Annotated in this window: 14 protein-coding genes; 4 read left to right on the forward strand and 10 right to left on the reverse strand. The window is 34.3% G+C overall.

Annotation, left to right across the window (positions count from 1 at the left end; all coding sequences use genetic code 11):
- The first annotated feature begins 57 nt into the window (after window positions 1-57).
- The 3 genes from ATN92_RS03910 to ATN92_RS19015 all read left to right on the forward strand — a co-directional run bounded on the left by ATN92_RS03910 (window position 58) and on the right by ATN92_RS19015 (window position 2,719).
- Window positions 58-1,428 (forward strand): DHA2 family efflux MFS transporter permease subunit, encoded by a 1,371-nt coding sequence (locus tag ATN92_RS03910; RefSeq protein WP_056954810.1) that lies wholly within the window; start codon window positions 58-60, stop codon window positions 1,426-1,428.
- 159 nt (window positions 1,429-1,587) lie between these two features.
- Window positions 1,588-2,442 (forward strand): GGDEF domain-containing protein, encoded by an 855-nt coding sequence (locus tag ATN92_RS19010; protein ID WP_056954812.1) that lies wholly within the window; start codon window positions 1,588-1,590, stop codon window positions 2,440-2,442.
- Window positions 2,405-2,719 carry a GGDEF domain-containing protein gene (locus ATN92_RS19015; protein WP_056954814.1) on the forward strand — a complete coding sequence of 105 codons (315 nt, stop codon included), beginning with the start codon at window positions 2,405-2,407 and terminating at the stop codon, window positions 2,717-2,719. The genes ATN92_RS19010 and ATN92_RS19015 overlap by 38 nt, the downstream gene beginning before the upstream one ends.
- A 51-nt stretch (window positions 2,720-2,770) precedes the next feature.
- Here ATN92_RS19015 and ATN92_RS19020 read toward each other — a convergent pair whose 3' ends face one another.
- From ATN92_RS19020 to ATN92_RS03965, 10 genes are all read right to left on the reverse strand, one after another.
- Window positions 2,771-2,905, reverse strand: a complete 135-nt coding sequence (locus ATN92_RS19020; RefSeq protein ID WP_256970469.1) for a hypothetical protein — start codon at window positions 2,903-2,905, stop codon at window positions 2,771-2,773.
- Window positions 2,906-3,117: 212 nt separating this feature from the next.
- Window positions 3,118-4,581, reverse strand: coding sequence for an MFS transporter (locus ATN92_RS03925; protein ID WP_056954816.1), 1,464 nt, complete (start codon window positions 4,579-4,581; stop codon window positions 3,118-3,120).
- A gap of 386 nt (window positions 4,582-4,967) precedes the next feature.
- Window positions 4,968-6,929, reverse strand: coding sequence for a BglG family transcription antiterminator (locus tag ATN92_RS03930; protein WP_056954818.1), 1,962 nt, complete (start codon window positions 6,927-6,929; stop codon window positions 4,968-4,970).
- A gap of 120 nt (window positions 6,930-7,049) precedes the next feature.
- On the reverse strand, window positions 7,050-9,719 hold the full coding sequence (locus ATN92_RS03935) for a glycoside hydrolase family 38 N-terminal domain-containing protein (RefSeq protein ID WP_056954820.1): 2,670 nt from the start codon (window positions 9,717-9,719) through the stop codon (window positions 7,050-7,052).
- A 29-nt stretch (window positions 9,720-9,748) separates the two neighbouring features.
- Window positions 9,749-10,849 carry a PTS fructose transporter subunit IIC gene (locus tag ATN92_RS03940; protein ID WP_056954822.1) on the reverse strand — a complete coding sequence of 367 codons (1,101 nt, stop codon included), beginning with the start codon at window positions 10,847-10,849 and terminating at the stop codon, window positions 9,749-9,751.
- A 4-nt stretch (window positions 10,850-10,853) separates the two neighbouring features.
- On the reverse strand, window positions 10,854-11,174 hold the full coding sequence (locus ATN92_RS03945; RefSeq protein WP_234032528.1) for a PTS fructose transporter subunit IIB: 321 nt from the start codon (window positions 11,172-11,174) through the stop codon (window positions 10,854-10,856).
- On the reverse strand, window positions 11,171-11,626 hold the full coding sequence (locus tag ATN92_RS03950; RefSeq protein WP_056954824.1) for a PTS sugar transporter subunit IIA: 456 nt from the start codon (window positions 11,624-11,626) through the stop codon (window positions 11,171-11,173). The genes ATN92_RS03945 and ATN92_RS03950 overlap by 4 nt, the downstream gene beginning before the upstream one ends.
- A 196-nt stretch (window positions 11,627-11,822) precedes the next feature.
- On the reverse strand, window positions 11,823-12,752 hold the full coding sequence (locus ATN92_RS03955; protein WP_056954826.1) for a DUF7916 family protein: 930 nt from the start codon (window positions 12,750-12,752) through the stop codon (window positions 11,823-11,825).
- Between the two features lie 26 nt (window positions 12,753-12,778).
- Window positions 12,779-14,125, reverse strand: coding sequence for a PTS sugar transporter subunit IIC (locus ATN92_RS03960; RefSeq protein WP_054642593.1), 1,347 nt, complete (start codon window positions 14,123-14,125; stop codon window positions 12,779-12,781).
- A 312-nt stretch (window positions 14,126-14,437) separates the two neighbouring features.
- Entirely contained in the window at window positions 14,438-15,085 is a 648-nt protein-coding gene (locus ATN92_RS03965) for an NAD(P)H-binding protein (protein ID WP_056954828.1), read from the reverse strand.
- 219 nt (window positions 15,086-15,304) lie between these two features.
- Here ATN92_RS03965 and ATN92_RS03970 point away from each other — a divergent pair, with 219 nt between their 5' ends.
- Entirely contained in the window at window positions 15,305-15,730 is a 426-nt protein-coding gene (locus ATN92_RS03970) for a MarR family winged helix-turn-helix transcriptional regulator (protein WP_056954830.1), read from the forward strand.
- Window position 15,731 lies beyond the last annotated feature (1 nt).

Here is a 15,731-nt window from a genome sequence, read left to right on the forward strand (position 1 = left end):
CAAATTTGATAACTAAAATGGATAGGTTACTACTTTCGATTTTAGGGGTTCAAACTTATGTCAAAACAAATCAAAAAATCACTGTACATCATGGTCTTCGGAACTTTCTTCGGTGTCTTGTGTTCAACATTAATGAATACTGCTCTACCAACCTTCATGCGTGTTTTCAACGTTAATTCTTCCACCGTTCAGTGGTTAACTAATGGTTACACTTTAGTCAATGCCATCATGATCCCTACCAGTGCTTATTTTATAAAGAAATTCTCTTTTAGACATTTATTCATTGCCTTTTCTTCCATTTTTTTAGTCGGAACTCTACTGGGTGCCATAGCCAATTCATTTATGCTTGTTATCGTCGGTCGGATGATTCAAGCCATTGGTACTGGTATGATGATGCCTTTAGTCAACGTTCTCGCCATGCAATATACCGACAGGAGCAAGCAAGGAGCCGTTATGGGGATTATTGGATTAGCCTTTAATTTCTCCCCCATTATCGGACCAACTTTGTCAGGAGTAATCTTAGAGTACTTTGCTTGGCAATATCTTTTCATCCTGATCCTACCATTCATCATTGTCGTCGTTTTATTATCAATCTTCCTATTGCCACAAATCGAAACAACCGAGAATCCTAAATTCGATACCGTCAGTTTGATTACTATCAGTTTTGGACTTCTCTTCCTATTAACTGGTTTCTCCAATATCGGACAATCGAACCTCTTCACTTTCAACGTTTTAGGTTATACCGTAATTGGTTTAATTCTGATCGTTATCTTTTCAGTTATGGAAAATAAATCTTCCAGGCCAATTATTAATTTCGAAATTTTTAAGCATTCACAATTTACCTTTGCAACTGTTATCAATATGTTGATTGTTTTAACTATGTACGGTAACACTATTCTTTTACCACTAATGATTCAGACCATTCTTCATAAAAGTCCTCTGATTTCTGGACTAGCTCTATTACCCGGAGCAACTTTAACTGGCTTCATGTCCCCTGTCAGTGGTCGACTTTTTGATAAATATCCTATCAAACGAATCGTGGTCACAGGAGTGTTGATCGACTGCTTCGGTACCTTTATGCAAGCTGTTATTGACGTTAATGCTTCAGTTTTGATGTTAACCGTTGGACAAACCATTCGTCAGTTAGGTTTAGTTTTGATTTTGATACCTATTCAAACTCACGCTTTAAGTTCTCTACCTAAGAAATATATTTCCGATGGCGTGGCAACTTTCAATACTTTAAGACAAATAGCTGCTTCCTTTGGAACAGCCATCATCATTGCTGTTATTACCTTAGCTGACAAAGTTATGACCGGTAGTACAGTTAATCAAGCCACTGGCATTCAAGCTGGATTCCTAGCATGTTTAGGATTCTTAATTGTTGCTTTGATCATGACCCACAAACTACATCGACCTGATATTGATTAATTAAAGAACTAATAATTCGTTAAATTATGAATTATTGGTTCTTTTTTGGTAAAAATTTCCAATAAATTACTATATTTGTCTATTAATTTATTCGAGCAAAATGATTATAATTATTTTATAACAAATACTAATTGTAAGGTTCCAGGAGGAAACATAGTTTTGTTAACTAAAATTTTTCTAGATAACGCACCTTTAATCGCTAGCCTCTTTTTTATCATGGGAGCCTTTATTGTTTTTCAAATACTCTTTGCGGGGGTTAGATTAATTCTAAAAGTTCGGCGTAGAAATACTGACAGATATCTCCTACGTTCGATTCTCGGAATTATCTATATTTTATCTTTGTTATTCATCATGCAACTTTCGATTCGCGGCAAAAATCAATCTTGGATCTATGTTAATTTTCAACTAGTTTCCATCATTTTTTACACTGTGATACTAAGTGTTCCTTTTAAATACCATTTATTCGGACCAATCGTTGTTGCCTTTATGGCCTTTAACTCAGCTTTAACCAGTTGGGAATCATGGTGTTTAGCAATTGTCTTAATAGTCTTCTATTACTCACTGAACTATATCAAAAACCACACTAAAAATAAGTTTCCTTTTTTATCCTATTTAATTGTTAGTTTGATTTCGGGATTTGCTTATTGGTTCTTCGTCAAAGTAAAATTCTCTATCAGCAATCCAATGTTCTTCCGGCAAGTTATCTATCTATTCATCATTGAATTATTTACTTTCGGTTACATTGCAATTCTTTACACCGATTTGGAATCGAGAGCCGCTCTGTTTCGGGATGCCACACATGATAAGTTAACTCATGCTTATAACTATGATGCCTTCGATATTGATTTTCGTTCACTCTTCAAAGATAACGTCATTTCGGATGGAAAATTCACTATGATGATGTTCGATATTGACCATTTTAAGAGCATTAACGATACTTATGGACATTTAAGCTGGGGACAAGGTTTTGCGGACAGTGGTCGAGGTTGTACAGACTGTACTCGCAAAAAATGACAAGAGTATTAAGTTATATCGTACCGGTGGTGAGGAATTTAATATTATTTTCCCCCATTATCACGTCAAAGAGACTCAAGCAATCGTCAAGGAAATTTTTGAAGCGGTCAATCACACAGAAGTAGATGTCGATAAAAATAAGATTCACATCACTATTTCAGTTGGTGTTTCTGAGATTAGCAAAAAGGACGTTTCAGTTAACGACTTCTACTCTCGAGTCGACAAAGCTTTATATCATTCTAAACGCAATGGTCGTAAAGAAATAACAATTATTTAACAGGACAAAAAAAGAGCTAACGAATTAAATTCGTTAGCTCTTTTTGTTTAATTATTTAGATTCTTTTGCGTCGCGACCTCTTAGGAAGTCAAGAACAGCTTGTGTACGGGCACGTTTTTCTGCACCATTTTTTTGGTTTACAGGACGGCGGTGGCCAGTCATACCTTTATGTGTATTTTGTGACATCTAAAAACCCTCCTTCCCGTTACAATTTAACTTATCTTATTAACCCTATTATTGTAAAGGAATTATTAATATATTTCAACCATTTTTTGCGTTGAATTTCAAGTAAAATCATCAGAAATTTTTCACAATAACTCTATTGAAATAGAAAATCCCGCCTGAACGAATTATGTCAGCCGAGATTAAACAAGTATCAATTGTTTTCTATTTTTTTATTACTCTGTAACAGCTTCTTTGTCTTTAGAAGTTGCTTCCTCTGTTTCTTCAACATCAACGGTTTCCTTGCTCTTATTGTGAACACGGAAAGCCAAAATGAATCCGAAGACAGCTAAAATCAATGTAAACATAAATCCATAATGAGCACCGTTAGTGAAAGCTAGTTTTGCTGAATGTCCACCATTAGCAAAGTAGTTTGCCTGACCTGTACTCAATAGAATTGTGGCAATACCAGTTGCTACGGCACCAATAACTTGTTGGAAAGTATTGATGATAGCAGAACCATCTGCGGATTGATATGCATCCAATGAGTTGAGTCCATATGTTTGTGATGGTGACATAGCCAATGGAACACCAATCATCAAAATAATATGAGCTACAATGATATAACCTAAGGAACTATTTGAATTACTAAATAGGAACATTGCTGAACCAACGATAGAAATTAGGAAGCCTAAACGAGACATCATCTTGGCACCAATTTTATCGTAAGCACGACCTGCACCAAATGAAACAGCGGCGTTTATAATACCACCTGGTAACATCACGACACCAGTCAAGGCTACAGCAACACCTAAACCATTTTGCAAGTACATTGGTAGCAAATACATTGCTGACAATGTAATACCAAAGTTTAACATAACTAGAACTGAACCTGTTAGAAATTCTGGAGTTTTCAAAACTGAGAAATCCAAAGTTGGAGTCTTAGCATGCAACTGTTGTCTAATATAGACAACTAAGAAAATGATACCTACGACTAAAGCAATCAAAGCTGTAGCGATATTTTTGCTCAAGAAACTGATACCAAAAACGATCAAACCAAAACTGATAGTTGAAAGAGCAATAGCCAACCAATCAATTTTGGGTTTAGTTACTTCAAACACGTTAGTCAAATTCTTTTCCATAATGAACAAACCGATCAATAGGAAAATGATGAATGACCAGAAAATATATCTCCATGACAATGCACCCAAGATAATACCTGAAATTGTAGGTCCAATAGCTGGGGCAAACATGATAACTAAGGCAGCCATACCTAGAGCGGCACCTAGTTTATCAGGTGGGAAGATTCTCATAGCAATTGAGAACATAAGTGGCAAAATAAGTCCGGTAGCGATACCTTGAATCATTCTACCTGCCAAAAGCATTGGGAAGTTCATTGCTAATGCAGAAATTGCTGAACCGACAATGAAGTCCAACAAACCAAATCTAACTAATCCCCTAGTTGAGAAGTGTTTTGTTAACAAACTAGAAAGCGGTAAAACAATTGCAATTACAAGCATATAACCTGTAACTAGCCACTGTGCTGTTCCTGTTTCAATATTAAAAGCTTTCATGATTGATGGAAGGGCAATATTTAATGAAGTTTCACTAAACATTCCTACAAATCCACCGATTAAGACACCCAATAGTGACAAGATTGGATGTTCGGGTCTTGTATTAATTTTTTGAGATTGACTCATAATTTTCCTCCAAATTGTTGCAACAGTGGATTAATATACCAGAAAAAAATTATTTTCGTAAGTGTTTTCTGAAATTTATTTATGTTTTTCATTAAAATAGGTAAAAACACGAAAAAATAGAGCCTCTAAAGAACTGAGACTCTTAGCAAAATTGGATTATATTTAAATTCCCGTCTTCCGTAAAATTGGGAATACATTGGAACACTATGGGCACGGCTTGAAGCTAATGATTTCACACTTTGGGTGAAATCATGGATCTCCAAGACCGGCCTTATTGTAAACGGCAAAGCCGTTAACAATAATTTCATAGTTGAATGCATTCCCAATTTTACTCCAGACTAAAAAACATCTTGATTATTTAGTCAGAAAAATATAATTACTTATTCCTAAGCCCTTTGATTAATATTATTCTGAATAAATGAATTAATAACCTTCATTGCTTCATTAGAATCTTTGCATTTACTGATTGCATTATAGAATCTAGTATCACTCTGCAAATCAACTAAAAAACTAAATAACGTTTGAATCTTAGGATATTCTTCTTCATTTATTGCTAAAAGAAAAATTAATTGGATTTTATTGTCATTATCATCCCACACAATTGGCTTTTTCAATTGCATAAACGCTACGTTAGATTTATTAGCGGCAAACTTGATAGGATGTGGTATTGCAATTTCTCCACCAATAGCGGTTGAATACATTTTTTCTCGCTCAAACATTTTCTCTCTAAAATCACTTCTAACAACGGCTTGTTCTTCCAATTTGTCACATAAGAAATCTAGTACTTGTTTGCGCGTCTGCAGATTACTATTTACAAAAACTAATTCAGGTTTAAATAGACTATATAGGACTTGTTGCCCATTAGAGGTTGAAGTTATGAAATCATACAGTTCTTTACTGTCATTGGCAAAGTTGGACAAATCAACTTCAACAACCGGAACCTTACTGTTTAATATAGGAACAGTTGAGATCAAGAAATCGACTTCTTTAGGATAGGAATCACTACAATATTCTGCATAAGAATAAACACCCATTATATTTAAATAATTACTAAATCGACTTTCTAGTTTTATCTTTAATAGATTTGCCGTAGCTGTTCCTGATCCACAAATAATGGCCACATTCCTTTTTTTCCACTTATTACTGTAATTTCTTTCCATTGAGGCACCAACATGTAGCGTTATGAACGATAACTCATCTTTCGAAAGATGTAGTTTTAACTGATGTTCTAGAATATTTATCGATGTAACGGTCATCTCGTATGCTAATGGAAATGTTGAAAGGATAACGTCCAATAAAGGATTCTTTCTAGTACTATCTAAATCGCTTATCTTAATAACAGCTTTAATATGCTCCGTCAGATTTTTTATTAAAAGATCATCATTTAAAAGGTTAAACGTGTAATTATCCCGTATTTTATCCAAAAAAAGCAATACACTTTTCTTTATTAATTCCACTTCTGGCTCATTTGAATTATTAACTATCTGTGGATTATTTAAACCCACATGGTATTTCACGTATTCCCTTTCAGGCAAGGATATTCTATTACCAATACTTTGTTCTAATCTATCAAACATCTTATCAAATTCATTTTGAAAATCTTGGGATACTTGCAACTCACTATTAAAATTCTGTAAAACGTGTCCGGATTCAATTCTAGATAGGGACAAAGCAACATGAATTATGATATTTTTGCGATTATAATCAGGAATCTCTTTCATTTCCCTATCTATAAAGTCATTAACTACTTCACTAATGTCATCTAAATCAATATTACTAAATAACTTACGCTCATTAGTAGTGAAGCCTAAAACGTATTCCTTATAGTTTTTATTTTCCAATTGATCTATAAAACAATAGCGTTTGCTTTCCTCATCCCCTACCAAAGACAACCCATTATTTTTATGAACTATTCTCAAATTATATTTACTGATAATTTGCTTTATCTCAATAATATAATTGTTCAAAGTGTTAATACTGATATACAAATTATCTAATATATCGTCAATTGAGATTGGTTCCTCGCTGGTCAACAATCTGTTTAACAAATATTTAATCCTACCACTAGAAGTATCTAAACTTGTCTTTTTCTCTAGATTATTCAAATCACGTTTTAGTTTATCTAATTGTTGTGAATCACTAACCTCCAAATAATATCCCTTACCTCGACGATTCATTATCTCTAATTTGTAATCACTAATATCCGAATTCAATTTCGTAACGTCGCTACGAACAGTCCTAGTACTAACATTCAATCGTTTTGATAATTCACTACCCGGTACCTCAATTTTTGTCAAAATCATTATCATTAATATCTGTTTTAATCTTGGGTAAGATAGTTTCAGCATTTTTTTACCACTCCTTCATGTATAAAACTCAAACAAGCCGATGGAGATTCGTGTAGAAATAAAATAACCAGTCTTCAATATAAATTTGAAGATTGGTTATTCTTTATTCAGATACCGAAATTAATATTCAAAGTAAATAGTCTTAATTTTAGCATGTGTAATATCATTCAACTTGACAGTATTATCAACAATTGGAAGTTTTTTGATAGTATCTTCTTTCAAATCAACTAATTCAACTCTATTAGGTTTCTTATTAAATACAATTCGATCATCAGTTGCTTTGTCACCATAGCCGTTATAGAAACGAGCAATATAACCACTACGATGATCAGCCTTCTTCAAGGTACTTAAAATCAAATTACCTTTTGTATGTAAAATACTTCCATTTTCATCCAAAGTACGATCAACTGAATCCATATTGAATATCAAACGACCATTCAAGAAATCTGCATACTCATAATATTGTTCCGGTGTATCATAATTCTTTGCTTTAGATGCTACTTCACTATCATCGAATCCCTTGTTAGTAATTGATAATCCTAATTCAAAACTCAACTCTGACTGTAATTCAGCATTTGGCGTTGCAATAACTTTTTCACCTGAAGCTCTACCTGGACGATAAAGTAAATCAACTTTACCCATCATTCCATATGTCCGGAATAAGGTTAATCTGATGGTTGAATAATCCTTGCCAATAATTTCGTATTCACGAACACCTTTTGGAAATACAGAAACAGTATTTTCTTTATTTGATAAAGCAACAAATGATTGACAAGTTTCAATTGAAATTGGTTTTTCATTCCAATTTTCCTTATTTGCTGCCCAAGACTTCATTTCTTTTTCACGATAAACGGGTCTCTTTATCGTTCCAAATTGTTGATCAGCATATGAAACCTTAGAACTAATACCTGTAGCAAAATCAATACATAATCTATGGTCTAGTGGTCCACGGTTATCTATCTTTACATTGAATTTAATTACTGAAGAATCCTTTTCCAATCTAATTTCAACTGACACTGGCATCTTAACATTACAAATTTTCTTGGCTCTATCATCTAGATTTTCTGGTACTGAAAAGTCATAGTCGATTTTTGCTAAAGAGACTAAATCAGATTTAGTTACTGAAATAGTATTTGCTTGATCTGTTGAATAAACGATTAAATCCTTTTTGGCAGGTGAATAATTGAAGGAATCTCCATCATCACCATTTTCCTCTAGAATTGCTTGGTTTTCATAAACTTTTCCAGAAGCTTTATCAGTAATTGTCAATGAACCATTATCTTGAATGACAATCTTGAAATTATCATTTTCCAAAATTCTGTCATCAACTGCCTTAATTACTTCATTTTTCTTTGCATTTTCATTAATATACAATTGCTTGTATCCCATTGCCGGTACATCTTTTGCAAAAATAGAAGCAACTACCTTATAAATCTTTTCAGGTTTATAAATTTTCTCCCCAGGATTCAATTGGATTGTTTGACCGGCTATATACTCAGTTTGGTCTTCACAAGACTCAATTGAAAAATCAACAGATTGATCATTTTCATCTACAATTTCAAAATCTTGAGATGGTGCATAGAATGAAACTTTTGTAATTTCCGTTCTATCAACTGGCAATGTATTAAATACCGACAAACTAATTTCATATTTCTTATTCTTTTTAATTTGTGTAGCTATTTCCCTGAGCGTAACTTCAACTAAGTTTGTACTGATGTCACGAACTTGCTTATAACGCATATAAACATCTTCATTAGTAGTATCGGAAACACAAGAACCAATGGAATCATGTGCAGCATTCTCAAACATTAATTTCCAAATATCATTAACTGCCTCACGAGGATAATCTACACCATAATGTTCACCCATCGTCAAAACTGGTTCAAGAACATTGACTATGTAATATTGAATTTTGGTATTTAACTTCTTTAGATCAGAACGTGATGAATAAATTGACTTATGAATTCTCATATTTTTACCGTTAGTGAATTCACCGCTAACTTCTTCTAATTCTGGCTTTTCACTCTTAACAGCATCAATATATTCTTGAATTGAGCTAACTTCAAAATGAAAATCTTTATTAGCATCATTAAGTTTCTTAATTAGTTCTGGCAAGTCTTTTCTTGCTGGAGCTTGATCAAAACCATTAGGAAAAGCGATATGACTCGTAGTTGATCTTTTAACGATTGACGCAAATGGCTCTTGATGCATAATCTTATCTAACTGTGTTTCATCTACAACTCCACCAATATAGTAACCAGATGGTATCTGATAAACGTTTACCTTGGAACCATCTTCGCCTTTCCAAACAAATTCGGTGTGGTTAACATTCTCTTCAGAAACTCCACGCCAAAACATAGTATCAGGAATTCCAAAACCTTTATAAATCTGAGGCATACTTGATTCTTGACCAAATGAATCAGGAACATAGCCAACATTCATATATGTACCTAATTTATTGCAAACATCCATTCCGTATTGAAGATTTCTAACAATACTTTCACCAGAAATAACGAATTGATCCGTTTGTGTATACCAAGGCCCAATTATTAATTTTTTATCTGCCACTAATTGTTTTATAACATTCTTATCTTGAGGACGCCATTTCAAGTAATCTTCAACCAATGAAGCTTGACCATCCAAAATAAAACGATCATAACCAGTATTGTGTTGTAGATTATCAATAACATGCATCAAATCCTTTAATAAATAAACCTTTGAACGTGATGTAGTGAAATACCATTCTCGATCCCAATGAGTATGTGGAAAAACATGAACTGTCTTGACCATTTTAAAAATTCAACCTCTTTCATTTTTAATTATTCAATATCGATCTTAATATCGTCTTCACTAATATCGCTTTCCTCTTCGTCAGATGAAACGTTGAAGTTAGCAACTAATGGTGCTACTAATCCTATAAATAATGCTCCTGCCGCTATACCTGCAATATAAGCAAGTTTATTATCGGCAGTAATAATCCCTGGTAAACCACCTAATGGAGGAATATGTGATTGCATACCTAATAATTCACCAGTTACAGCACCTAAGGCTCCACCAATCATATTGACTGGTAATAGTTTCAATGGACTTGTTAGGAAGAATGGAATAGCACCTTCTGTAATACCAAATGAACCCATAATCAAATTGTTACGTCCTGCCATAAACATTTCGTCAGAGAAACGCTTGCGTGGATAAATGAATGTTGCTAAAGCATAACCTAATGGAATACAGCAAATAGCAATGTTTGTCATTAATGCTGGTCCGTAAATACCTTCAATAAAGAGGATATTACCTACCATCCAAGCGGCCTTATTAATAGGACCACCTAGATCGGTACCAATCATGGCTCCTAATACAAGAGCAACAATTGCACCATTGGTATGATTGTTAATCATAGCTTTAACCCAAGCTACCAAGGTAGTATTCAACCATGACAATGGTCCAGATAAAATAACACCTACAACTAATGCAACAGCACCGGTTGTCAATAATGGCACAATTAATAGAGGAACAGCTGACTTCCAAGCTTCGCCAACTTTAATTTTTCTACAATAACGAGCAACATAACCAGCAACAAATCCAGCTACTAATGCTCCTAAAAATCCGGCATTGATAGTACTTGCCAATTGTCCACCAATGAATCCAGCACCTAAAGCTGGCTTATCACCAATGGCATATGCAACATAACCAGCAATAACCAAGTTTACTAAGCCAATTCCAATCCAACCTACTTGATTAATTTGATAAAGAATATGGAAGAAACCTTGAGCACTCTTATACTTTGTGAGGTCATTAACCCCAAATATCATTCCAATTAACTGTGGAATACCAACAATCATCGCACCACCAATTACGGTAGGAATCATGTAGGAAATACCACTCATCAAATATCCTTTCCAATCAGATAGCAGCTTTTTCATGAGCTTATGCCCCCTCTACAGTAGAAACACATTTTTTAAGTACTGCCTTTGGTGCTTTGATACATACGTTGATATCAACACGTAAAACCTTCTTATCTTTAAAACGTTCCATACCTGTAATCTTTTGATCAGATGCGATCAATACAAAGTCTGCTGCATCTGCCTCATCTTGGGTAATGGCATTAACTGGTCCCATAGAACCCTGTTGCTCCATTTTGACATTGTATCCTAATTCTTTTCCTGCCTTTTCCAAAGCCTTAGCAGCCATTGGTGTGTGTGCTAAACCTGCTGGACATGCTGAAATTCCTACAATATTTGTCATCATACATTTACCCCAATCTCATTAGTTATATATTCTGAAATTTTCTCTGAATCGTTTAATTCACGAATTTTCTTTTTAAAATCATCTTCCAAAAGTGCTGTAGCCAAATTTGATAACATCTTTAAATGAACTGTGCCAACCCCACTTTCAGGAACCATAAGTGCAAAAATATCTGTAACCGGTTTATCATCATATGTCTTCCATTCAATCGGATGATTAAGTCGTACATAAACGATTTGTGCTGATTTCACAAAATCTGTCTTAGCATGTGGAATTGCAAAACCTTCTTGTAAACCAGTTGAATACTCTGCTTCCCTTTGAATAAAGGACTCATACAAACCCTTGGCTGAGTCTGTGTATCCGAATGACTTACATTGATCTGAAATAAAATGCAATAAATCATCACGATCTGATACATTTATATCTAATAAAATATTTCTTGCTGGTATTTCCATTAGTTTTCCTCCTTTCATTCTTTCTTGTAACCCCTTACATTTATTATTCTAGTAGGATTTATTTTTTTGTAACTATAACCAATTTCCAACAAAGTTGGAAATCATTTTTTATATTGGAAAAATAGATAAAAACAACAAAAAAATAAGGATGTTACTAGGTATCAAAACCTAATAACATCCCTATTTGAATTAATTTTTAACGATTGATAGAACGAGCCATACGAACGATTGCATGGCGTTCACCACGAATAGCTTTACTCATTGCAAAGATATTTTCAAATGGTGATTGAATTCCCCAGGCAGCATCACCGACGTGTTGAATATCTACACCATCGATCTTATTTCTGATAGCCACATTTTCGATATAGCTACTACCTGATCCTTCTTGACTAGTTCCAATTGTACTCATAACTAGTGCGCCTTTATCATGAGCCAACTTAACGACTTCTTTAAGTTCAGCATCATCAAAACCAGGTACTGTTCCGACTGCAGGAACCAAAATCACATCAGCTCCAGCTTCAAGAAAGGCGTTTACGGATTCTTCACTGACAACTGGTTCATCAACTCCAGCTCCGTGCATCTTTCCAGCAATAACTAAGCCATGGAAGTTCTTTTTAGCAACTTTAATGTTGGCAGCAATTTGAGCATTAGTAACACCTGTACCCGGATTACCTGTCAAGACAACAAAGTTGAAACCTAACTTCTCTACTTCTTGTAAAGTTTTTTCGCTTGCCATACGGCCTTCAGGAATAATTAAGCGATCTTCGGCCATTTTAGCGTTAGGATCAACTGGTTCCAAGTTAACACCAATTGGACGTCCAACTAACTTTTGAAGACGATGAATACTTTCACCATCATGATGAGCTTTAGCAGTAGCCAAAGTTTCTTCACCGGGATAAAGTCCCAAGATAATTGGATTCAATACATCCAATCCGTTGAGTAAAATCAAATCGGCTCCAAAGGCAGCGGCGATTTCTGAAGTTGTGATACCGTCCATTGGTTCATGACCAACAACGTTTTCGCTTAAAACAACTCGGCCTTCACTAGCTTTGATACTTTGCTTCAATTCGGCTCCGTCCATTGCTAACATATCGCTAGTATCTGCACTGATTAATCGTTTCACCATATTGAAAATTTCTCCTTTATTTTCTTTTAAGCAACTACTTCTTTACCAGCTTCTTCAAGCTTTTGTTGCTTATTCATAGCAATTAAGAATGGGAAGTACATTAGAATATCAAGCACAATATTTACGGCTTGTAGGGCTGATCCAGTCCAACTATTCGTTACTAAGAATCCAGAAATAATTGGAGGCATTGTCCATGAAGCCATTGTACCATTACATAATGGAACCAATCCTGTTGCCATTGCAAAATAAGTTGTAATAGCATTTACACAAGGTGCCACGATAAATGGAATAATTAAAGTTGTATTCAAAACAACTGGTAGACCAAACATTGTTGGTTCATTGATGTTAAAGATACCTGGTGTAATAGTCAAAGGTCCCATAACATCTAATTGTTTACTTGATCTCTTCATAAAGATCAAAATACCAATACCCATAACAAGTCCAATAGTGGCACCACCACCACCCATGTATACGAAGTTATCCATAAATGGTTGAGTAATGATATGAGCATGATGAGCTAGATCAAGATGTCCAGCTTGGAATAGAACACGGTTAGCATCAGTATTCATTAACCAAATAGGTGAAATAATTGGATTAATAATATTTCCACCATGAATACCAATAAACCAGAATAAACTGTTAAGCATAATTGCTACAATAGTTCCTCCAAGAGTATCTCCCAAAAGACCTAGTGGCTTGGATAGAATATGGAATAATAGCAAGTGAACATTGCCTAATCCTGTCCATGTAAAGATTGCGTAAAGAGCACCAAAAATAGTAATAACTACAGCTCCAGGAATTAAAGCACTGAAACTTTTTGCAACTGCAGGTGGAACTGTATCTGGTAATTTAATTTGAATATCGTTATTAATAAACCACTGGAAAATCCATCCAGCTAATAAACCTAATAGAATGGCAACGAACAAACCTTGACTTCCTAAGAAGTTATAAGGCATTCCTTCAACAGGAACTTTATCACCACTCATAATACTTGGTGTTACAACAAAATATGCTGCCAAAGCAATAACCCCAGCTGATTTCCCATCAGTTTTATATTGCTCTGCATAACTTGCAGCGATACCGAAAGCACTAATTAGTCCAATTAAACCAAATGATCCATTAACTATCTTGGCAAAGATTGCTGCGACAGTTACCCCTTTAATGGTTGTCTTAGCTAACCATGCTGTCCATACAGGTATCGGAAAGTTATTGATAACCATGAATAAAGAACCAATGATAATAAGTGGCATTGATATTGCAATACCATCACGAATTGCAATCAAAGGTTTCATTTGCCCTAATTTAACAGCGATTGGCATTAGATGTTTCTCAACAAAGGCCATGAAGCCCCCGCCTTGTTTACTGTTAGCCATAATAATTTGCTCCCTCAAGATTTATTGCAACCGGTTGCATAAAGAACCTTATCATGATGGTATAGTCCAATCAATAGCGATTTGTTTTTTTCGAAAAAATATATTCTACATTATTTAAAAATATTGATATTGACACAACAATTTTTATTATAAAAAAGACGAGTCTTTATAACGCCATTTGTTGGTCTTCTCCAATGGTTAACTAGTTGTGTGAATACAATTTTGCATAACGGTAGGAATTTGTTTTTTTATTTGTGACAACACAAAAAAAGATGTCAAAATCACAGCTTGATTTCGACATCTTTTATTTAATTAATACCAAGCAGGCTTGTCACCGTCAGTATTTGGTTTATTAACACCAATTGATTCACGCTTGAATTTGTCAGGATCTTGAGAAATATCTACAACAATTTGCGCAATTGATCTTCTCGAAACTTCTGTACCTTTGAAATCTTCACCCTTTTGAGTAACTTCATAATCAACTTCTGGTTTATCAGTTAACCAAGCTGGACGAATAATTGTGTAATCCAAATCAGAATCTTCAATTACTTTAGCAGCGGCTGCATAATTTGTAATGTAGTCACCTAAAATCTTCTTATTCCATTCACCAAATTTGCCAGGTACTTCATCATAAATACCTAATGTTGAAATCCAAACCAAACGTGTCTTATTAGCAGCGTGCATTGCTTCAACAACAGCCCTAGCTTGAGCAGTAATGTTATTACCTGCTAAGTTAGCGTAAACAAGATCAACATCTTTCATTGACTCAACCAAATTTTGAACATCAGTTGAATCCCCTTCGATTGCTTCAGTCAACTTGTCATGTGAGTCAACGAAATCATCAAGACGTTCTGCATCTCTAAGATATAATTTCAAACTTGTATCCGTTGTATCAACAAAAATATGTTCTGCTAAGCGAGCAATTTTACCGTTAGCACCTAAAATTAAAACTTTAGCCATTTATTTTTCCCCCTGTTTTTAGTTTCCATAGTCCAATATAGAGTTCTTTTTATTTTATTACAAAAAATATTTCTCGCTGAATAATAATTATTATAAATTTCAAAAAGTTGAAATATTATTGGAATAATATCAATAACAAATAGCTTTTCTCTAAAGATTCCACTGACTCCGAAATGTTATAATTGCTTCGTATTCTAAATCTCAAAGGAGGATTTCTTTATGGCGAGTGATGTTGCTCATTTAATCAAAGTTGCATCCAATGAGATCTCTCGTGATATCAATACTTTTGCTCATAAGTATGATTTGACCGGTACGCAAGTGCAAATTATTCATTTCGTAGCTCATTGTAAAGATGACACTTATCAAAAAGATATTGAAGAAAATTTCAATATTCGTCGACCTACAGCTACTAACATCCTTAAAACGATGGAAAAAGATGATTTACTCTCACGTGTTCCCGTCAAAAATGATTCACGTTTGAAAACAATTATCCTTTCTGACAAGTCTAAAACGTTATTACCTACCATCGATAAATTTATCGAAGATAATAATCAAAAAATTCTATCTACTCTTGGAACCTTGGAACGCCATAGCTTCATCCATGCGCTAAAAAAGATTCCTCAAAAATTAAAAAGTGAGGTCTAAT

The sequence above is a fragment of the Companilactobacillus bobalius genome (assembly GCF_009764355.1).